General features: G+C 77.2%; 16 protein-coding genes and 1 pseudogene. 8 read left to right on the forward strand and 9 right to left on the reverse strand.

The genetic code is table 11. The annotated features are described in order from the left end of the window. Positions 1-79 precede the first annotated feature (79 nt). The gene (locus tag ABZ793_RS03785; protein WP_350712139.1) at positions 80-442 is read left to right on the forward strand and encodes an Rv2175c family DNA-binding protein; all 363 of its coding nucleotides are present in this window, start codon (positions 80-82) and stop codon (positions 440-442) included. 139 nt (positions 443-581) lie between these two features. Here the strand turns inward: ABZ793_RS03785 and ABZ793_RS03790 are convergent, their stop codons facing one another. Together ABZ793_RS03790 and ABZ793_RS03795 are read right to left on the reverse strand one after the other, a co-directional pair. Continuing rightward, positions 582-1,664: a polyprenyl synthetase family protein gene (locus ABZ793_RS03790; protein WP_357451354.1), complete on the reverse strand. Its 1,083-nt coding sequence runs from the start codon at positions 1,662-1,664 to the stop codon at positions 582-584. Between the two features lie 9 nt (positions 1,665-1,673). Beyond that, positions 1,674-3,176, reverse strand: coding sequence for a helix-turn-helix transcriptional regulator (locus ABZ793_RS03795; protein WP_357451357.1), 1,503 nt, complete (start codon positions 3,174-3,176; stop codon positions 1,674-1,676). A 285-nt stretch (positions 3,177-3,461) separates the two neighbouring features. On the opposite strand from ABZ793_RS03795, the gene metF reads away from it, so the two are divergent. Together metF and ABZ793_RS03805 are read left to right on the forward strand one after the other, a co-directional pair. Continuing rightward, positions 3,462-4,379, forward strand: coding sequence for a methylenetetrahydrofolate reductase [NAD(P)H] (gene metF, locus ABZ793_RS03800; RefSeq protein ID WP_357451360.1), 918 nt, complete (start codon positions 3,462-3,464; stop codon positions 4,377-4,379). A gap of 44 nt (positions 4,380-4,423) precedes the next feature. Then, positions 4,424-5,113, forward strand: a complete 690-nt coding sequence (locus tag ABZ793_RS03805; RefSeq protein WP_357451363.1) for a CDP-alcohol phosphatidyltransferase family protein — start codon at positions 4,424-4,426, stop codon at positions 5,111-5,113. Positions 5,114-5,183: 70 nt separating this feature from the next. On the opposite strand, the gene crtI is transcribed toward ABZ793_RS03805, so the two are convergent. The 7 genes from crtI to ABZ793_RS03840 form a co-directional block, all read right to left on the reverse strand. Then, positions 5,184-6,671 (reverse strand): phytoene desaturase family protein, encoded by a 1,488-nt coding sequence (gene crtI, locus ABZ793_RS03810; RefSeq protein WP_357451366.1) that lies wholly within the window; start codon positions 6,669-6,671, stop codon positions 5,184-5,186. Between the two features lie 11 nt (positions 6,672-6,682). Further along, positions 6,683-7,810, reverse strand: a complete 1,128-nt coding sequence (locus tag ABZ793_RS03815; RefSeq protein ID WP_357451369.1) for a glycosyltransferase family 2 protein — start codon at positions 7,808-7,810, stop codon at positions 6,683-6,685. Beyond that, the gene (locus ABZ793_RS03820; RefSeq protein WP_357451372.1) at positions 7,807-8,685 is read right to left on the reverse strand and encodes a carotenoid biosynthesis protein; all 879 of its coding nucleotides are present in this window, start codon (positions 8,683-8,685) and stop codon (positions 7,807-7,809) included. Before ABZ793_RS03820 ends, ABZ793_RS03815 begins: the two co-directional genes overlap by 4 nt. Further along, positions 8,682-9,266, reverse strand: a complete 585-nt coding sequence (locus ABZ793_RS03825; protein WP_357451375.1) for a GNAT family N-acetyltransferase — start codon at positions 9,264-9,266, stop codon at positions 8,682-8,684. Before ABZ793_RS03825 ends, ABZ793_RS03820 begins: the two co-directional genes overlap by 4 nt. Continuing rightward, positions 9,263-10,027 carry a monooxygenase gene (locus ABZ793_RS03830; protein ID WP_357451509.1) on the reverse strand — a complete coding sequence of 255 codons (765 nt, stop codon included), beginning with the start codon at positions 10,025-10,027 and terminating at the stop codon, positions 9,263-9,265. The genes ABZ793_RS03825 and ABZ793_RS03830 overlap by 4 nt, the downstream gene beginning before the upstream one ends. Before the next feature lie 20 nt (positions 10,028-10,047). Beyond that, positions 10,048-10,536, reverse strand: coding sequence for a YbaK/EbsC family protein (locus tag ABZ793_RS03835; RefSeq protein WP_357451378.1), 489 nt, complete (start codon positions 10,534-10,536; stop codon positions 10,048-10,050). Between the two features lie 106 nt (positions 10,537-10,642). Then, positions 10,643-11,620 (reverse strand): EamA family transporter, encoded by a 978-nt coding sequence (locus ABZ793_RS03840; RefSeq protein ID WP_357451381.1) that lies wholly within the window; start codon positions 11,618-11,620, stop codon positions 10,643-10,645. A 500-nt stretch (positions 11,621-12,120) separates the two neighbouring features. Between ABZ793_RS03840 and ABZ793_RS03845 the strand changes: the two genes are divergently transcribed. From ABZ793_RS03845 to ABZ793_RS03865, 5 genes and pseudogenes are all read left to right on the forward strand, one after another. Then, positions 12,121-12,570, forward strand: coding sequence for an SAV_6107 family HEPN domain-containing protein (locus tag ABZ793_RS03845; RefSeq protein WP_350712116.1), 450 nt, complete (start codon positions 12,121-12,123; stop codon positions 12,568-12,570). 91 nt (positions 12,571-12,661) lie between these two features. After that, positions 12,662-13,393, forward strand: a pseudogene (locus ABZ793_RS03850) (hypothetical protein); the annotation flags it as partial. 179 nt (positions 13,394-13,572) lie between these two features. Further along, a complete protein-coding gene (locus ABZ793_RS03855; protein ID WP_357451385.1) occupies positions 13,573-15,252 on the forward strand; it encodes a DNA polymerase Y family protein in 1,680 nt (559 codons plus the stop codon). An 87-nt stretch (positions 15,253-15,339) separates the two neighbouring features. Then, positions 15,340-18,720: an error-prone DNA polymerase gene (locus tag ABZ793_RS03860; RefSeq protein ID WP_357451388.1), complete on the forward strand. Its 3,381-nt coding sequence runs from the start codon at positions 15,340-15,342 to the stop codon at positions 18,718-18,720. Positions 18,721-18,817: 97 nt separating this feature from the next. Next, positions 18,818-18,994 (forward strand): hypothetical protein, encoded by a 177-nt coding sequence (locus ABZ793_RS03865; protein WP_357451391.1) that lies wholly within the window; start codon positions 18,818-18,820, stop codon positions 18,992-18,994. Positions 18,995-19,031 lie beyond the last annotated feature (37 nt).

The raw sequence follows: 19,031 nt of genomic DNA on the forward strand, positions 1-19,031 counted from the left end.
CGTCGGGGTGCCGTTGGTCCCGGCCGGCCGGGCATGGCAGGGTGGTCGGGTGACCGACTCCGTACCCGCCGACCGGGCCGTGCCCGCCCCCGAGACCGCCGGCCCCGCCGACGCCGCCGACTGGCTGACCCTGCCGGACGTGGCCGAGCGCCTCGACGTGTCGATCAGCAAGGTCCATCAGATGATCCGGGACCGCGAGCTGATCGCGGTGCGCCGCGACGGCGTCCGCCGGATCCCGACCGACCTGGTGGCCAACAAGACCGTGCTCAAGCACCTGCCCGGCGTGCTCAACCTGCTGGCCGACGCCGGCTACGACGACGAGGCCGCGCTGCGCTGGCTCTACGAGCCGGACGAGACCCTCCCCGGCGCCACCCCCGCGAAGGCGCTCGCCGGCGACCAGGCCCGCGAGATCAAGCGCCGCGCCCAAGCCCTCGGCTTCTAACCCTTCCCCTCCCCGCCCCGCCCCTCCATCCCCGCGATCGTGCATTTGTGCCCCGGCATTCCCGGCCATACGGGACAAAATGCGGGGCCGAACGTGCAAGATCGCGCGGGGTGGGCGGGCGGGGGTGGGTGGGGAGCGGTCAGTCCGTGCGGCGGGTGGCGGCGATGGCCAGGTCGACCAGGGACTGCCGGGCCTCGGTCTCCAGGTCGACCGTGGCCAGCGCGGCCAGCGCGGCGTCGGTCAGCACGGCGATCCGCTGCTCGGTACGCGCCAACGCGCCGCTGTCGCTGATCATCTCCCGCAGCCGGGCGACCCCGGTCTCGTCCAGCGCGGGATCGCCGAGCCCACCGAGCAGCAGCTCGCGCCCCGCCTCGTCCGTTGTCTCCAGGGCCGCCGCCACCAGATAGGTCCGCTTGCCCTCGCGCAGGTCGTCGCCGGCGGGTTTGCCGGTCTGGGCCGGGTCGCCGAACACCCCCAGCACGTCGTCGCGGAGCTGGAACGCCTCGCCCAACGGCAGCCCGTACCCGGAGTACGCCGCCAGGACCTCGGCCGGCGCGTCGGCCAGCGCGGCGCCGAGCAGCACCGGCCGCTCGACCGTGTACTTCGCCGACTTGTAGCGGGCGACCATGCCGGCCCGCTCCAGCGAGGTGTCGCCCGTGGCCTGGGTCAGCACGTCGAGGTACTGGCCGACGGTGACCTCCGTGCGCATCTCGTCGAAGACGGGCCGGGCGCGGGCGACCGTGCGCGGGTCCAGCCCGGAGGAGTGCAGCAGCCCGTCCGACCAGACCAGGCAGAGATCGCCCAGCAGGATGGCCGCGGCGTCGCCGAAGCCGTTCGCGTCGCCGCCCCAGCCGGCCGCCTGGTGCCGGGCCGCGAACCGGCGGTGCACCGCCGGCTTCCCGCGCCGGGTGTCGGAGCGGTCCATCAGGTCGTCGTGGATCAGCGCGCTGGCCTGCACCAACTCCAGCGCCGCGAGAGCGGTGACGACCTGGTCGGAGTCCACCCCGCCGGCGCCCCGGTAGCCCCAGTAGGCGAACGCCGGCCGCAGCCGCTTGCCGCCGCCCAGCACGAACGCCTCGATCGCCTCGGCGACCGGCATCAGCGCGTCGTCGACGCCGGTCATCCAGGTGCGCTGGCCGGCCAGGAACTCGGCCAGCGCCTTGTCGATGCGTTGACGCAGCCCGGCACGGTCGACCGGGGAAACGGGAGCAGCATGGGTCACCCCACGACGCTAGCCGGTCGGGCTCGCCCCCGTCGCACCGCCGGGGGGCCGACGCGCCGCGCGCGTCGCCGGACCCCGCCGGCCGCCCCGTCCGGGCGGCGACCCAGGGCGGGGCAGGTACGGGCCGGCCGCCGCGACCAGCGCCCGGTAGCGCCGGACGGCCGGCTCGCCGCCGTGCCCGGCCAGCCGCCGCCGCACCTCGGCCAGGTGGCCCAGCGCCCGGGGCGACCCGGCGCGGACCGCGTCGAGCAGCGCCTCGCCGGCCACGGCGCAGGCCCGCTCCACCTCGCCGAGCTGGAGATAGCCGCGGGCCAGCCAGCCGCCGTAGATCGCCGAGGTGCGCGGGCGACCGGGCTGCCGGACGGCGTGCAGCGGCGCCTCGGCCGGGCGCGGCCGGCCCAGCGCGACCAGCGTGCGCCCGGTCATCGCCGCCAGCTCCAGGCCGTCGAGCCAGTAGAGCCACGGCGGCTCACGGCCCGGCTCCGGCGTGTCGGTCACGCGGCGGGCCGCCTCGAGCGCCTGCCGCGCCGCCCCGGCCCGACCCCCGGTCGCCGCGGCCAGCGCCACCCGGTGCAGCAGCAGGGCGCGCAGGCCGGGGGTGGCCCACGGCCGCGCCCCGGCGTACGCCGTGCGGGCCAGCACCAGCGCGCCCTCCGGGTCGCCCACGCCGGCGAGCAGATGGCTGGCCGAGCCGAGCACGTGCCCGGCGAACGCCGGGTCACCGGCGGTCGCGGCGGCGCGTAACGCCAACCGGTAGGCGTCCAGCGCGCCGGCCGCGTCCCCGGCATCGGCGGCGAGCCAGCCGGCGAGCTGGGCCGACCCGGCCAGCTCGGGCAGCAGCCGGCGGCGCGCGGCCGGCCCGGACCCCGCCAACGCCCGCACCGCCCGCCCCAGCCGGTACGCCCCGAGCCCGGCCAGGTCGGCCCCGCCGGCGAGGTCGTCGAGCCGGCGCAGCTCCGCCAGCCGCACCGGCCGGGCACGCGGCCGGGCCGGGTGGGGCCCGGGGCGGTCGGCCACCATCGGAGCCGCCGGCCGGGCCGGGACCCGAGGCGGCGCGCCGGACCCGACCGGGCGGTCCCGGTCGTCGGCCGGTTGCCCGGACCCGGCCGGGCAGGTCTCGGCGTCGCCCGGGTCGTCGGCCGGTCGGGCGGGCGCGCCGGGCAGCAGCGCGGCGCGCGGGTCGACCAGCCAGCGCTGGGCCAGGGCGAGCAGCGCCGCCCGGGACCGGGACCCGCCGAAGGACGGCGGCGGACCGAGGCGCCGGGTGCGGGCCGCGGCGTCGGCCAGCAGGTCGAGCGGCACCGCGAGGACGACGGCGAGCCAGCCGAGCCAGAACTCGCCGGGGACGCGCAGCTGCCGTTCCCACCGGGAGACCTCGTGCCGGCTGAGCGTCGGCACCCCGGAGGCGGCACAGAGCTCGGCCGCGAGCCGCAACTGGCTCCAGCCCCGGGCCAGCCGGAGCTGGGCGAGCAGCGGCCCGAGCAGCTGCGGAGCGGGTGGGGGCGGCGTCATCGGTCCTCCGGGCGGGGCGTCGGCGCGGGCGGCGGCGCAGGCCCGGACGGGACCCGTGCGTCACCGGTGGAAGGCTGACCCCCGCGCGTGCCCCCGGCAGGTCGACCTCCGGCCGGCCCGCCCCGCGCTGCACCATGACTACTCCGGGGGTACGACGCTTTCCGGCCCCGGCCGGGTGGACTCCGGGTCCGTCCCGCGCCGGCGCGCGTCGACCCGGGCGCGGCCGGCGTCCCCCGCTGTGGGAAGGTCTCCGGCGCGGCGTGCCCCGCCCGCTAGAGTCGTGGGGTGGCGCTCGGTCTTCCCTCGGTCCTCCCCAATCCGCAGCCGGCGATCGGGGAGCTGATCCGTGACCACCAGCCGACCTTCTCGTTCGAGTTCTTCCCGCCCAAGACCGAGCAGGGCGAGCGGCTGCTGTGGCAGGCGATCCGCGAGCTGGAGTCGCTGCGTCCCTCGTTCGTCTCGATCACCTACGGCGCGGGCGGGTCGACCCGCGACACCACGGTCGCGGTCACCGAGCGGATCGCCACCGAGACCACCCTGCTGCCGATGGCCCACCTGACGGCGGTCGACCACTCCGTCGCCGAGCTGCGCCACGTCATCGGCCGGCTCGCCGGCGTCGGGGTGCGCAACGTGCTCGCCGTGCGGGGGGACCCGCCGGGCAATCCGGGCGGCGAGTGGGTCCGCCACCCCGAGGGCGTGCTCTACGCCGAGGACCTGGTCCGCCTGGTACGCGACGCCGGCGACTTCAGCGTGGGGGTGGCGGCGTTCCCGTACAAGCACCCGCGCTCGCCCGACGTGGCCAGCGACACGGAGCACTTCGTCCGCAAGTGCCGGGCCGGCGCCGAGTTCGCGATCACCCAGATGTTCTTCGACGCCGACGACTACCTGCGGCTGCGCGACCGGGTCGCCGCGGCCGGCTGCGACACCCCGATCCTGGCCGGCGTGATGCCGGTGACCCAGATCGGCACGATCGAGCGTTCCGTGCAGCTCTCCGGGGCGCCCTTCCCGCCGGCCCTGGCCGAGCGGTTCTCGGCGATCGCCGACGACCCGGAGGCGGTGCGCCGGCTCGGCATCGAGCAGGCCAGCGAGATGTGCCGGCGGCTGCTCGACGAGGGCGTGCCGGGGATCCACTTCATCACCCTCAACCGCTCCACCGCGACCCGCGAGGTCTGGCACAACCTCCAGGTCGGCGCGCGGGTGTGACCGCACATGCCGCGACACCTGAGCGCCGCCGCGACGGTTGATCCGTGGTGGGCACACAGCTGAACTGGGACGACTACGCCACGGCCTGGGCCCGGCTGCACGGGGGCTTCGACCCGCGGGCGGCGGCCCCGGTCGTCCGCGCCTGGCTGCGGTTCGCCTACCACGTCGGGTTCGTGCTGGGCCGGCTCCGGGTCGGCCCGACGCCGGTCACCGTGGTCGGCGTGCTGCTCTGCGCCTGCGTGCCGCTGTTCGCCGTACGGCCGCAGGACGGCCCCTTCCTCGGGGCGCTGTTCGTGCTGCTCGCCGCGGTGGCGGACAGCGTCGACGGCGCGGTGGCGGTGGCCACGAACCGCACCACCCGGCTCGGCTACGTCTACGACTCGCTGGCCGACCGGCTCGGCGAGGTCGCCTGGCTGGCCGCGTTCTGGCTGATCGGGGCGCCCGGGGCGCTCGTCGCGACCGCCGGCGCGCTCTCCTGGCTGCACGAGTACGTGCGTGCCCGCGCGGTCTCCGCCGGCATGCGGGAGATCGGCGCGGTGACCGTGGGGGAGCGCCCCACCCGGGTCTCGGTCGCCCTGGTCGGGCTGCTGCTGGCCGGGCTGACCGGGCTGATCGAGCCGGACCTGGCGGCCGGCACCATCACCATGGCGACCGCCGTCTGGGTGCTGCTGGCCGGCTTCGGGCTGGGCCAGCTCCTCTCCGCCGTCCGCCGCGCCCTGATCGACGCCGGCTGACCGTGCGCCGCCCGCGCGCAGTGCTGACCGCCACCGGGATGTTGGGCAGGTGCCCTCCCGCGCACCGGCCCTACCAGGCGGGGCCGATCTCGTCGGCGACGATCTGGGCGGAGAGCGTCACCATCGGCAGGCCGCCCCCGGGGTGGCTGGAGCCGCCGACCAGCCACAGCCCGTGCGCCGGGCCCCGGTTGGCCGGGCGGAGCAGGCCGCCGGCGGTGCCGTAGATCGACCCACCCGGGGCGCCCGTCGCGTCGGCCAGGTCGGCCGGGGTGCGGACCTCCCGGAACACCAGCCGGTCCCGCACGTCGACGCCGCGCTCGGCCAGCACGTCGAGGACCCGGTCGGCGTACGCCTCGGCGAGGCCGGGCCGGCGCCAGTCGACCGCGCCGGCGGCGGTGCCGTGCCGGGGCGCGTTGACCAGCACGAACCACGCCTCGTGGCCGGCCGGACGGACCATCGGGTCGTCGGCCACGGTGACGAAGACGGTGGGGTCCGCCGCCGGTCGGGCGCGTACGCCGCGCCCCGGCTGGCCGAAGACCGCGTCGAACTCGGCGTCGTAGTCGCGCGGGAAGAACACGGTGTGGTGGGCCAGCCCCGAGCCCCCGGCGACGCCGAGCAGCAGCACGAAGCCGGCCAGGCTGCGGTCGGTCAGCCCGGCCAGCCGGCGCGGGCTGGGCAGCAGGTCCCGGTAGAGGGTCAGCGCGTCGACGTTGGCCACCACCACGTCGGCGGGGACCGGCGCGGTGACGCCGCGCAGGCGTACGCCGTGCACCCGGCCGCCCGCGGCGTCGATCCGGGTGACCGTGGCACCGGTCTGCACGACCACGCCGAGGTCCAGGCAGCGGGTCAGCAGCGCGTCGGCGAGCGTGCCCAGCCCGCCGCGCAGGTACCAGCCGCCGAAGGCCAGTTCGGCGTACGGCACGGCGACCAGCGCGGCCGGCGCGCGGCGCGGGTCGGCGCCTGTGTAGGTGGCGTACCGGTCGAGCAGCATCCGCAGCCGGGGGTCGGACAGGTGCCGCCGGCCCAGCCCGCGCAGCGTCCGGCCGGGCCCGATGGCGGCCAGGTCGCCCAGCCGCCAGGCCAGCGCGGCCAGGTCCAGCGGGGAGCCGATCGGGCGGCGCAGGACGTCCTGGTGCGACGCCTGCCAGACCCGCGCGGCCCGGCGCCACAGCCGCTGCCAGTCCGCCGCGGCCCGGTCGCCGAAGGCCGCGCCGATCCGGGCGGCGAACTCGGCCGGGTCGGCGCACGAGTCGAGGGCCGGGCCGCCGCCGGGGAAGACGTGCCGCACGATCGGGTCCACCGGCACCAGGTCCAGGTACTCGTCGAGCTTCGCGCCGGTCGCCCCGAACAGGTCGTGGAAGACGTCGGGCAGGGTGAGCAGGCTCGGCCCGGTGTCGAAGTGGAACGGGCCGGCCGGGGTGTCGTGGACGTACCGGCCGAGCTTGCCGCCCACCGTGTCCGCGCGTTCGAGCACGGTGACCTCGTGCCCGGTGGCGGCCAGCCGGGCGGCGGTGGCCAGCCCGCCCACCCCGGCGCCGACGACCACGATCCGCGCCATGCCGCGCCTCCCTAGGTGACGGGGCGGCCGCGCCAGGACAGGCGTCGCCGCTTCCGCAGATGGTACGACCGCAGGGTCAGCCAGCCGAGGACCACGACCGACACGGGGTGTGCCAGCGCGTCGGGCCACCACCGCCCGCCGGTCGCCCGGGCGCTGACCACCCGTCCGGCCACCCCGAGCAGGTAGGCGACCAGCGCCGCGGCGGCCACCGCCGGCGTGCCGGCGGCCAGGGCGCCCGCCGCCAGCAGCGGGGGAGCGGTGTAGAGCAGGAGCAGCAGGGTCACCACCGCGGCGGCGGCCCCCGGGTGGCCGAAGGTCGCCCAGAGCGACTTCGTGTAGCCGTCGCGCAGCTGCGGCCAGTCCTCGTACATGCGGCAGGCGGCCAGCCGGGAACCGTCGGCGAGGGCGATCCGGCCGCCGGCCCGCTTGACCGCGCGTGCCAGCTCGATGTCCTCCAGGATCCTGTCCGCGACGGCGGCGTGCCCTCCGGCCGCGTCGTAGCCCGCCCGGTCCACCACCAGGAACTGCCCGCCTGCGGCGGCCAGCGACGGCCGCGGCGAGCGCTCCATCGCCCGCAGCGGCAGGAAGGTCAGCCACAGCCACTGCAGCAGCGGCTGGACCAGCCGGTCGGCCGCCGTCGCCACCAGGATCCGGGGGTACGGAGACAGCAGCGTCACCCGCGCGGCGCGCAGCTCGGTGACCGCCGCCGCGACCGCGTCCGGGGCGAGCACCACGTCGGCGTCGACGAAGACCAGGACGGTCGCCGTGGGATCGGCGCGGGCGGCCAACTGCCAGCAGGCGTGCGGCTTGCCCAGCCAGCCCGGCGGCGGGGCGGCCCCGTCGAGCAGGGTGACCCGGGGATCGTCGCCGGCCACCGCGCGGACCACCTCCGCCGTGCCGTCGGTCGACCCGTCGTCGAGCGCCACGACGCGCAGCGCCGGCACGCCCCGCTGGGCGAGCAGCGCGCGCAGGCAGGGGGCGACCCGCCCGGCCTCGTCGCGCAGCGGCAGCAGCACCGCCACGGGCTCGGTGACCGGCGCCGGCCGGTCGGTCGGGCGGCGCAGCCAGCGGCCGGCGTTGACCAGGGTGTGTGCGGTCAACGCGGCGACGCCGAGCAGCAGCGCGAGGACGGCGGTCATGCCGTCGCGTCGACGCCGGGGCGCTGCGGCTGGCGGGGCTGAATCCGGTCGTCGCGGCGGGAGCGGACCAGCGTCACCGCCAGCGGCACGGCGGCCACCGACATGCCGGCCGCGCCCCACAGCGCCGAGGCGGGCAGGTCGAGGAAGACCGCGTGGGCCAGCACGCTGGAGAAGTACGTCCACAGCCAGAGCGCGAACATCGGGTGGTCCCGCCCGTCGGTGCCGGCGACGGCGGGCCCGGCCAGCGGGCGCAGCGCGCCCATCATCAGCACGGCGAAGAGCAGCCAGCCCAGGTAGTTGCTCACCGGGATGCCGGGCAGGCCGGGCAGCGCGGGGGTGGCGTCCCGCCAGACCCAGTAGCCCTCGGCCACCATCTGCGGGTCGAGGAAGAGGTCCCAGGCGGCCAGCCCGACGGCGGCCAGCGCGATCCGCCGGACGGGGAACCGGCCGCCCCGGCGTCCCGGTCGGCCCCCGGCGTCACCCCGGCGCCCTGGCAGGCCTCCGGCGTCGCCGCCGGTCAGCCGGGTGGCGGCCAGCCAGGCCGGCCAGGCCATCCACGTCCAGGCCAGCGGGATGATCAGCGGCACTCCGGCCAGCTTCGGCCCCAGCTCGCCGGAGTAGTCGTAGCTGCCGAACGGGAAGCCGGTGGCCACGCCGAGCGCCTCGATGGCGAATCCACCGACGGTGGCCACCGCGACCAGCGCCGCCGCCGTACGCGGGCCCCGGCTGAGCAGCGCGTGGCCGACCGAGAGCAGGTAGCCGAGCACGACGGTGGCGACGGTCAGCCGGGCCCGGGTCTCCCCGGTGGTCAGCGGGTAGCAGATCTGCGCCAGCACCAGTACGGCCAGCAGCGTCCAGGGCAGCCGCCGGGTCACGGCGCGGCCCGACCGGCTCGGCCGGGCCGATCGGGCGCCGGCGGCTCCAGCGGCAGGTCCCGGCCGAGCACGCCGAACGGGCGCTCGTCGCCGGGGAAGCGGAAGTGGCGCAGGACGTCGACGAAGCCGAACCGGCGGTACAGCCGCCAGGCCCGGGACCGCTGCTCGTCGGCCTCGGGCGTGGAGAGCAGGGTGGTCGTCCCCTCCGCCAGGGTGAGCAGGGCCCGCAGCTGCCCCGCGCCCAGGCCGTGCCCCTGCGCGGGCGGCCGGACGTGCAGCTCCACCACCTCGAAGCAGTCGGTCAGCCAGCGCTGCCGGGCCGGGGTGTGCAGCGCCCGCCACACCTGGTCGTGCCACCACTGCCCGGGGGCGCCGAGGTAGCCGTAGCCGAAGCCGGCCAGGTGACCCTCGCTGGTCAGACTGGCGACGGCGCGGAAGCCGGGCCGGCGTACGTGGGTGGCGATGTAGCCGCGCCGCGCCTCCAGCAGGTCGGTGCGGTACCCCATGGCCTCGCCGTAGACGGCCACCACGTCGTCCAGCCGTCGGACGAGATCGTCCGGTGTCCACCGCACCAACCTCATGACCCTGCACCCTCCACCGCTCCCGGGCCGCCGTCCGCGACCCACCCCAGCACCGCCCGGTCACCGACCACGTCGCGCACCTCGAACCGTGCGAAGAGCTCCTCCGCGTACCACCCCTCGGTGGGGGTCCGCATGATCGCGGCGCGGTGCTCCGGGTGACGGTACGCGAACGCCACGAGGTCCGCCGGGTCACGCCACACGCTCACCGTGCCCTGCCAGCCCAGCGGGGCCTCGCCGACGCCGAACCGGGCCAGCAGGCCGGGCGCGGCGTGCAACGCGGCGGCCACCGGGGGGATCGCCCGCCAGAAGGTGACCGCCCGCCGGGGGCGCAGCCGGGCCCGGGTCAGGGCCAGCACCGGGCCGGTGACCCGGCCGCCGGGCGGCTCGCCGAACGGCCGGCGGCCCGACCACTCGCCCCGGCTGCTCAGCGGGCGCAGGTCGACCCGGACGGCCGCGCGGGAGAGCCGCGCCCAGGCGCGCCCCACCGGCGAGTCGTCGAAGCGGGCGGACGCGGCGGGGGAGTCCCACACGGTCAGCGCCGCCCACCGGGTCAGGTCGGCGTCGCCGGGCCCGAAGCCGGTGCCGGTCCCGGTGCCGAGCAGCTTGCCGAACCGCACGCCGGGCAGCGCGCGTAGCCGGCGGGGGTCGACCGCCATCCGGGTCAGCGCCCGGGGCAGCGCGGCGCGGGAGATGCGCCACACGTGCAGGGTGACCAGCCCCGGGGCGCCGTCCACGCCGTCGGCACCGCTGCTGAGCCCGATGGTTCGCTCGCTCCGCTCGCTCACGCCACCTCGGCCGGCGTGCCGCCGGTGACCCGCAGCAGTTCCCGGTACGTGGTGGGGAAGACCGCCTGCGGGACGCCGCCGGCCGCCCAGACCTCGTCGTACCGCTCGAGGGCGGTGTCGACCAGGGTGCGCAGTGGGCGCGGGTGGCCGACCGGGGCGACCCCGCCGATCACCTGCCCGGTGTGCGCGCGGACGAAGTCCGGGGTGGCCCGGCGCAGCCGGGTGATCCCGACGGACGCGGCCAGGCCGGCGGTGTCCACCCGGTGCGCGCCGGAGGTGAGCACCAGCAGCGGCGCGCCGTCCGCCTCGAAGACGAGCGAGTTGGCGATCTGGCCGACCCCGACGCCGAGCGACTCGGCGGCGGCCGCGGCGGTGTGGACCGCGTCGGGCAGCAGGCGGACGGCGCTCGGCGCGCCGGACCCGTCCCGCGCGCCAGCGGCGTCGAGCACGTCCTGAACCGCCCGTACGTTCGGGTGTGGCTGCATGCCGCCATTCTTCCCGGTACGCCCGCCGCCGGCTCACCCGGCCACGCCGACTCCCTTCGCGGGGGCGCGGCCGGCACGGCGTCGCGGGCCGGCCGCTCCGGTCGGCTCAGTGGGGGACTGCGACGGCGTGCGGCGCGGACGGTGTGGGCGGTGCGGTGGCCCGGGGCGCGGCGACCCGGGCCGTCTCGGCCAGCGCGACGCCGACCAGCACCAGGAGCCCGCCGGCGAGCTGGGCGGTGTTGAGCGCCTCGCCGGCGCCGAGGACGACCCAGGCGACCGCCGAGGCGATCACCGGCTCGACCATGCCGACGATCCCGACGCTGGTCGCCGGGAGGTGCCGCATCGCCCCGGCGACCAGCAGGTACGGCACGATCGAGCCGAGCACCACCACGTACCCGCAGAGCAGCGCCACCGGCACGCCCCGGTCGGTGTCGGCGGTCAGCGGCTCCCAGCCGCCGGCGCCCACGGTGACGGCGCGGGTGAGCAGGCCCGCCACGGCGGAGGCGCCGAAGGCCCAGGTGCACAGCGACAGCGTGTCCCGTCGCGCCACGCCGTGCGAGCCGAGCACGTAGTAGCCGGCGAGGAAGACCGCGGCGCCGAGACCGGCGAGCACGCCGAGGCCGTCCAGCTTCAGCTCGCCCCACACCTCGGCCACACAACCGAGGCCGAGCAGGCTCAGCGCCAGGCCGGCCCAGAGCCGCGGGCGTACGCGGTGGCGCTGGCCGAACCGGGCCCAGAGGGCGACCAGCAGCGGGGCGGTGTACTCGAACAGCAGCCCGATCCCGACCGGCAGCCGGGAGATGGCGACGAAGTAGAGCATCGGCACGGCGAAGAAGCCGGTCAGCCCGTACCCGATCAGCAGCGGCAGTTGGCGGGGGCTGACCCGGAGCCGGCGCGCCCCCGGGCGCAGCAGCAGGCTCAGGGCCAGCAGCCCGGTGACGGCGCCGACGGCGCGCAGCAGGGTGAGCTGCGGTGCGTCCAGGCCGGCGCGGAGCACCAGCTTGGAGACCGTGCCGTTGACGGCGAACAGCGCTCCCGAGCCGAGCACCATGGCGACCCCGAGGGCGGGGCGGGGGGTTGTCACGAGCGGAGGCTACCGCCGCCCTCGTCAGGGCCGTAAGGACCACCGGTCGTTACGTCGGTCGCACCGCCCGCCGGTGCGCCGCTCGGGCCGGCGTGCCCCGGATCCTCGGTTGCCCCGCCACGTTGCATTTTCGTCGGGGGGAGGGTGTACTGTCAGCAGCAGTTAGAACGAGTGTTCGATTGCCTCGAACGCCCGTTCCAAACAGCCCGGGGCGGTGTTTCGCGGCGCCGGTCCCGGGCGGTGCGGCTCCGCGGGCCGCACCTGGGTCCCGGGCAGTCGCGAGCCCGGCCCGTCAGGCAGGAGCGTCGCCCGCCGCCCACGACCCCCGGGCGGCGGGCGACGAACCCGCCGGTTGTGCCGGCCGGGTGTGGTGTGGGGAAGCGTCCACACCCGGCCGGCCCCCATCCGGTGCGTCTTCCTCCGCACCACTCGACCCGGCGTCCCGCCGGCGGACCAGCTCCGCCCTCAGGGGCGGCTCGGCCACGTGGAGGAGACAGTCCATGCCGACCAACCCGGCTCAGGCACCGACGGTGCCGGCGCACGTGCTGCCGCACCGCACCCCCGCCCAGCTTCTCGCGGTGGCCCGCCACGGGCTGGCCGAGGCCGCCCAGACCCGCCCCGACGGCCTCCGCTACGCGGCCGCCCACCTAGCCGCGCTGCGCGCGGCGGCGGCCCTGCTCGCCGCCCGGGCGCGTCCCGCCCCGGCCCGGCGCAACCGGATCACCAGCGTCTGGGTCCTGCTCTCCGGTGTCGCCCCCGAGCTCGACGAGTGGGCCCGGTTCTTCGCCCTCGGCGCCGGCAAGCGCGCCGCCGCCGAGGCCGGCATCCCGCGGGTCGTGACCGCCCGGGAGGCCGACGACCTGCTGCGCGCCGCCGAACAGTTCGTCGCGGTGGTGGAGGCCGCGCTCGGCGTGGCCCACCAACCGGCGCTCGACGGCCTCGCCGCCTGATCCGTGGCGCCCGGGCCGTCCGGCGGGGGGAGCCGGGCGGCCCGGGCGCCACGCGTACATCCGATCGACAGCACGACGGGGGGTAGGTCCGATGGCGGGCCGGATGGTGGTCGGTTCCGCCGCACTGGCCGCTCTGGTACGTCCGGCGAGCGCGCCGGATCCGGCGGGCGGTCACCGGGTGCTGCCGGTGGCCCCGGAGCTGACCGGGCTGCTGCCCAACCGGGGGCTGCGGCGCGGCAGCACGATCGCGGTCGCCACCGGCCAACCCCGGCGCAGCGGCGGCGCCTCGCTGGTCCTGGCGCTGCTCGCCGAGGCGTCCCGGGCCGGTTCGTGGTGCGCCGTGGTGGGGGTGCCGACGTTCGGGGCGGGCGCGGCCGCCGAGCTCGGCATCGCCCTGGACCGGCTCGCCCTGGTGCCCCACCCGGGCCCGGAGTGGGCCACCGTCATCGCCGCGCTGATCGACGGGGTGGACGTCGTGGTCACCGCCGTGCCGGCGACGGTCTCCGCCTCGGTCGCCAACCGGCTGGCCGCCCGGGCCCGGCAACGGGGCAGCGTCCTCGTCCCGTACGGGCGGTGGGACGGCGCGGACGTGACCCTCCAGGTGGTCCGGGGAGCATGGGAGGGGCTCGGGACGGGCCGGGGCCGGCTGCGCCGCCGCGAGGTCACCGTCTCGGCGCGTGGGCGCGGGGCCGCCGCCCGCCCCAAGGAGATCAAGATGTGGCTGCCCGGGGACGGGCTCACCCGGGTCATTCCCCGCTCCGCCCCCGGCCCTGCCGCCGGGTCCGTCACCGGCCGGTCGGCCGCCGGCCGGCTCCGCCCGGTCGCCGCGTCCACCGTGCCCGCCACGTCGGCCGTGTCCGCCTCGTCGGCCGTGTCCGCCTCGTCGGCCGTGTCCGCCTCGTCGGCCACCGTGTCCGCCACGTCGGCCACCGCGTCGGCCCCGCCGGCCGCCGCGTCCGCCGACACCTCCCGGCGCGGCCCGCTCACCCTGGTCGGTCCGGCATGACCGGTGCGCCGGTGCGGACCCTGCTGCTCTGGTGCCCGGACTGGCCGGTGCTCGCCGCCGAGATCGTCGACGGGGTGCCCGCCACCGGCCCGGTCGCCGTGCTGCACGCCAACCGGGTGGTCGCCTGCTCGGAGCGGGCGCGCGCCGAGGGGGTGCGCCGGGGGCTGCGCAAACGGGAGGCGCAGGGGCGCTGCCCGCAGCTCACCGTCGTCGAGTACGACCCGGGGCGGGACGCCCGGGCGTTCGAGCCGGTGGTCGCCGCGGTCGAGGAGCTGGTCGCGGGCGTCGAGGTGGTGCGTCCCGGCGCGTGTGCGGTGGCGGCCCGGGGGCCGAGCCGCTACCTGGGGGGAGAGGAGGCGGCCGCCGAGCGGATCGTCGAGCACGTCGCCCAGGCGTGCGCGGTGGAGAGCCAGGTCGGCATCGCCGACGGGGTCTTCGCCGCCGGGCTGGCCGCCCGCGCCGGGCAGGTCGTCCCGCCCGGCGCGACACCGCGGTTCCTCGCCGACCTGCCGGTCGAGGCGCTCGGCCGGCCGGCCCTGACCGACCTGCTGCGCCGGCTCGGCGTACGCACCCTGGGTGACTTCGCCGCGCTGCCCGCCGGCGACGTGCTGGCCCGGTTCGGCTTCGACGGCGCGCTCGCCCACCGGCTGGCCGCCGGGCGGGACCACCGTCCGCTCGCCGTCCGGCAGCCCCCGGCCGACCTCGCGGTCACCGCCGACCACGACGAGCCGCTCGACCGGGTCGACACGGCGGCCTTCGCCGCCCGGGCGCTGGCCGAGCGGCTGCACGACCGGCTCGCCGCGCACGGGCTGGCCTGCACCCGCCTCGGCATCGAGGCAGTCACCGCGCACGGCCAGGAGCTGCACCGGGTCTGGCGGCACGACGGGCTGCTCAGCTCGGCCGCCATCGCGGACCGGGTGCGCTGGCAGCTCGACGGCTGGCTGTCCGGTGGCGTCGGCCGGGGCGCCGCCCGCCCGGCCCGGCCGACGGCGGGCATCATCCGGCTGCGGTTGGTCCCCGACGGGGTGATCGCCCAGGCCGGCCTGCAACCCGGCCTGTGGGGGGAGGCCGGCGAGGAGCGGGAGCGGGCGCACCGGGCCCTGAGCAGGGTGCAGGGCATCCTCGGCCCCGAGGCCGTGGTCACCGCGGTGCTCGGCGGCGGCCGTTCGCCCGCCGACCAGGTGCGCCTGGTGCCGTGGGGGGACGAACGCCTGCCGGCCCGCCCCGGCCCACCGCCCCTGCCGGCCGGGCCGTCGGACCGGCCGGGTCAGTCGCCCCTGCCGGACCGGCTGTCGCCGCCGCCGGACCGGTCGCCGCTGTCGGGCCGCCCGTCGGCGCGGTCGGGCGAACCGCCGTGGCCGGGCCGGCTGCCGCCGCCCGCGCCGGCGGTGGTGCTGCCCGACCCGCTCGCCGCGGCCGTGCACGACGCCGCCGGCGAGCCGGTCGTGGTCAGCGCGCGGCTCCAGGTCAGCGCCGCGCCGGCCCGGCTGACCGTGGGCACCGCGCGGCCGGCCGAGATCGTCGGCTGGGCCGGCCCGTGGCCGGTCGACGAGCGCTGGTGGGCGCCGGCCGAGGCCCGCCGCCGGGCCCGGTTCCAGGTCTGCCTGGCCGACGGCACGGCCCTGCTGCTCGCGGTGGAGGCCGGGCACTGGCTGGTGGAGGCGATCTATGACTGAGGGCGCCCGGCCGACTGCGGGCGCCCGGCCGACTTCGGGCGTCGCCGCCGAGCGGCGGCGACGCGACGTCGACCCGGCGGGGCCCCGATGAGCTTCCACAACCCGAAGCTGCCCTGGTCGGAGCTGGAACGCGTGCTCTCCGGCCGGAAACCCCGGGCCGGCGGGCAGGGCGGCCGGTCGCGTGACGAGCGGCACCTGCACGTGGTCGACCCGCTGGCCGTGGACGCCGACGGCGGCGACTCTCCCGTCTGGAGCCGCAAGCGGGAGCACTACCAGCCGCCGGAGCTGACCCGCCCCGACGGCGTGGTGCCGTACGCCGAACTGCACGCCCACACCAACTTCAGCTTCCTCGACGGCGCCAGCCACCCCGAGGAGCTGGCCGAGGAGGCCGCCCGGCTGGGGCTCACCGCGCTCGCCGTCACCGACCACGACGGCTTCTACGGGGTGGTGCGCTTCGCCGAGGCGGCCCGCGCGCTGCACCTGCCGACGATCTTCGGCGCCGAGCTCTCCCTGGACCTGCCCGGCCCACAGAACGGCGAGCCCGACCCGCTCGGGCGGCACCTGCTGCTCCTGGCCCACGGCCACGAGGGGTACGCCCGGCTCGCCTCGACCATCGCCCGCGCCCAGCTGCGCGGCGGCGAGAAGGGCCGCCCGGTCTACGGCGAGCTGGAGGAGGTCGCCGCGGAGCTGCGCGACCACGTGCTGGTGCTCACCGGCTGCCGCAAGGGGCACGTGCCGGCGGCGCTGCTCACCGAGGGGGTGGACGCGGCGGCCCGCGAGCTGGACCGGCTGACCACCCTCTTCGGCGCGGAGACGGTGGCGGTGGAGCTGACCGACCACGGGCACCCGGTCGACGCCGACCGCAACGACGCGCTCGCCGAGCTGGCGGCGGCGGCCGGCCTGCCCACGGTGGCCACCAACAACGTGCACTACGCCACCCCGGGCCGCCGCCGGCTGGCCACCACCGTCGCCGCCGTACGGGCCCGGCGCAGCCTGGACGAGATCGACGGGTGGCTGCCCGCGGCCGGCACCGCCCACCTGCGCAGCGGTGCGGAGATGGCGGCCCGGTTCGCCGCGTACCCGGGGTCGGTGGCCCGGGCCGCCGAGTTCGGGGCCGAGCTCGCCTTCGACCTCCAGCTCGTCGCGCCACGGCTGCCGGCGTACCCGGTGCCGCCGGGGCACACCGAGATGAGCTGGCTGCGCCACCTGACCGAGCGGGGGGCGCGGGAGCGCTACGGCCCCCGGGAGGCGCACCCGAGGGCGTACGCGCAGCTCGACCACGAGCTGAACATGATCGAGGAGCTGGGTTTCCCCGGTTACTTCCTGGTGGTCTACGACATCGTCGCGTTCTGCCGCGAGCAGGACATCTACTGCCAGGGCCGGGGCTCGGCGGCCAACTCGGCGGTCTGCTACGCGTTGCGGATCACCAACGTGGACGCGGTCCGGCACCGGCTGCTCTTCGAGCGGTTCCTCGCCCCGGAGCGCGACGGCCCGCCCGACATCGACGTGGACATCGAGTCCGACCGCCGGGAGGAGGTCATCCAGCACGTCTACGCCCGGTACGGCCGGGAGCACACCGCCCAGGTCGCCAACGTCATCTCCTACCGGCCCCGCTCGGCGGTGCGGGACGTGGCCAAGGCGTTCGGCTTCTCGCCCGGCCAGCAGGACGCCTGGAGCAAGCAGAGCGACCGGTGGGGCGCGGTCGCGTCGGTGGACGTCGAGGACATCCCCGAGCAGGTGGTCGCGTACGCGAACGAGCTCCAGACCTTCCCCCGGCACCTGGGCATCCACTCCGGCGGCATGGTGATCTGCGACCGGCCGGTGATCGAGGTCTGCCCGGTGGAGTGGGGGCGGATGCCGGGCCGCAGCGTGCTCCAGTGGGACAAGGACGACTGCGCCGCCGTCGGCCTGGTGAAGTTCGACCTGCTCGGGCTCGGCATGCTCTCCGCGCTGCACTACGGCTACGACATGATCGGGATGACCCTCGACCTGGGCGACATGACGCTGGACGACCCGGAGGTCTACGACATGCTCTGCCGGGCCGACTCCGTCGGGGTGTTCCAGGTGGAGAGCCGCGCCCAGATGGCCACCCTGCCCCGGCTGAAGCCCCGCGAGTTCTACGACCTGGTGGTCGAGGTGGCGCTGATCCGGCCCGGCCCGATCCAGGGTGGCTCGGTGCACCCGTACATCCGGCGCAAGAACGGTCAGGAGCCGGTGACCTTCCCGCACCCGCTGATGCGCAACGCGCTGGAGAAGACCCTCGGCGTGCCGCTGTTCCAGGAGCAGCTCATGCAGCTCGCGATCGACCTGGCCGGCTTCGACGCGGCCGGGGCCGACCAGCTGCGCCGGGCGATGGGGTCCAAGCGCTCGGTGGAGCGGATGGCGCAGATCGCCGACCGGCTCTACGCCGGGATGGCCGAGCGGGGCATCACCGGCGAGCTGGCCGACGACGTCTACCGCAAGCTCACCGCGTTCGCCAGCTACGGCTTCCCGGAGAGCCACGCGATGAGCTTCGCCTACCTGGTCTACGCCAGCTCCTGGCTCAAGCGCTACCACCCGGGCCCGTTCCTGGCCGCGCTGCTCAACGCCCAGCCGATGGGCTTCTACTCCCCGCAGACCCTGGTCGACGACGCCCGCCGGCACGGCGTCGAGGTCCGCCGGCCGGACGTCAACGCCAGCGGCGCCAGGGCGGTGCTGGAGTCCACCCCGCAGACCCGCTGGGGCAGCGCGCCGGGGGAGCCGCCGCACGCCTGGGGGCTGGGCGGCCCGGCCGTCCGGCTCGGGCTCTCCGCCGTGCGTACCCTCGGCGACGAGGTGGCCGAGCGGATCGAGACGGAGCGGACGGCGCACGGGCCGTACCGCGACATGGCGGACCTGGCCCGGCGCGTGGGTCTCACCGCCGCGCAGCTGGAGGCGCTGGCCACCGCGGACGCCTTCGCCTGTTTCGGGCTGTCCCGGCGGCAGGCCCTCTGGGCGGCCGGCGCGGCGGCCCAGGACCGGCCGGGCCGCCTGCCCGGCACGGTGACCGGCGCGGCCGCGCCCACCCTGCCCGGCATGGAGGCGGTGGACCGGCTGGTCGCCGACGTGTGGGCGACCGGGCTGTCGCCGGAGAGCCACCCGGCCCGCTTCATCCGCCCGCAGCTCGACGCCCTCGGCGCGGTGCCGATCGCCCGGCTCGGCCGGGTGGAGCCGGGTCGGCGGATCCGGGTCGGCGGGATCGTCACCCACCGGCAGCGCCCCGCGACCGCCGGCGGGGTCACCTTCCTCAACCTGGAGGACGAGACGGGGATGCTCAATGTCACTTGCTCCCCGGGGCTCTGGCAGCGTTACCGTCGAGTCGCCCGCACCAGCGCGGCGCTGGTGGTGCGCGGCCGGTTGCAGCGGCACGAGGGAGTCACCAACCTCACCGCCGACCGGCTGGACCCCATCGAGCCGCCGGTCAGCCCGGCATCGCGCGATTTCCGTTGACGACAGTGATCCACATTACGGTTTTTCGCCGCCGATGGCGGGAGACTCCTGCTCGCGCGGGCAGAGCGGCCCGCGTGGCACGAGGGGGAATGAACCGATGACGGGGAATCACGGATACAACGGCGGAGTGGCCAACTCCCGGCGGACCCGGCTCAACGCCGGCTGGACCCCGGCGCACCACACCGAACCGCGCGAGTACGAGATCACCGAGGGCCCGGTGGCCAACGCCCTGCGGTCGCGGGCCGAGGAGGACGGCGCCACCGGCGAGTCCTGACCGCCGCCCCGGGCGGTCCCCGTCGGGGCTGGACCGG

The organism is Micromonospora sp. NPDC047465 (genome assembly GCF_040643125.1).
Taxonomy (GTDB): domain Bacteria; phylum Actinomycetota; class Actinomycetes; order Mycobacteriales; family Micromonosporaceae; genus Micromonospora.

Bases quoted from the DNA above. Each gene is read 5' to 3' on its own strand.
- ABZ793_RS03795 (WP_357451357.1), bottom strand. From the start codon at position 3,176: ATGACGCCGCCCCCACCCGCTCCGCAGCTGCTCGGGCCGCTGCTCGCC.
- crtI (WP_357451366.1), bottom strand. From the start codon at position 6,671: ATGGCGCGGATCGTGGTCGTCGGCGCCGGGGTGGGCGGGCTGGCCACC.
- ABZ793_RS03815 (WP_357451369.1), bottom strand. From the start codon at position 7,810: ATGACCGCCGTCCTCGCGCTGCTGCTCGGCGTCGCCGCGTTGACCGCA.
- ABZ793_RS03825 (WP_357451375.1), bottom strand. From the start codon at position 9,266: ATGAGGTTGGTGCGGTGGACACCGGACGATCTCGTCCGACGGCTGGAC.
- ABZ793_RS03835 (WP_357451378.1), bottom strand. From the start codon at position 10,536: ATGCAGCCACACCCGAACGTACGGGCGGTTCAGGACGTGCTCGACGCC.
- ABZ793_RS03845 (WP_350712116.1), top strand. From the start codon at position 12,121: ATGCCGACCAACCCGGCTCAGGCACCGACGGTGCCGGCGCACGTGCTG.
- ABZ793_RS03855 (WP_357451385.1), top strand. From the start codon at position 13,573: ATGACCGGTGCGCCGGTGCGGACCCTGCTGCTCTGGTGCCCGGACTGG.
- ABZ793_RS03860 (WP_357451388.1), top strand. From the start codon at position 15,340: ATGAGCTTCCACAACCCGAAGCTGCCCTGGTCGGAGCTGGAACGCGTG.
- ABZ793_RS03865 (WP_357451391.1), top strand. From the start codon at position 18,818: ATGACGGGGAATCACGGATACAACGGCGGAGTGGCCAACTCCCGGCGG.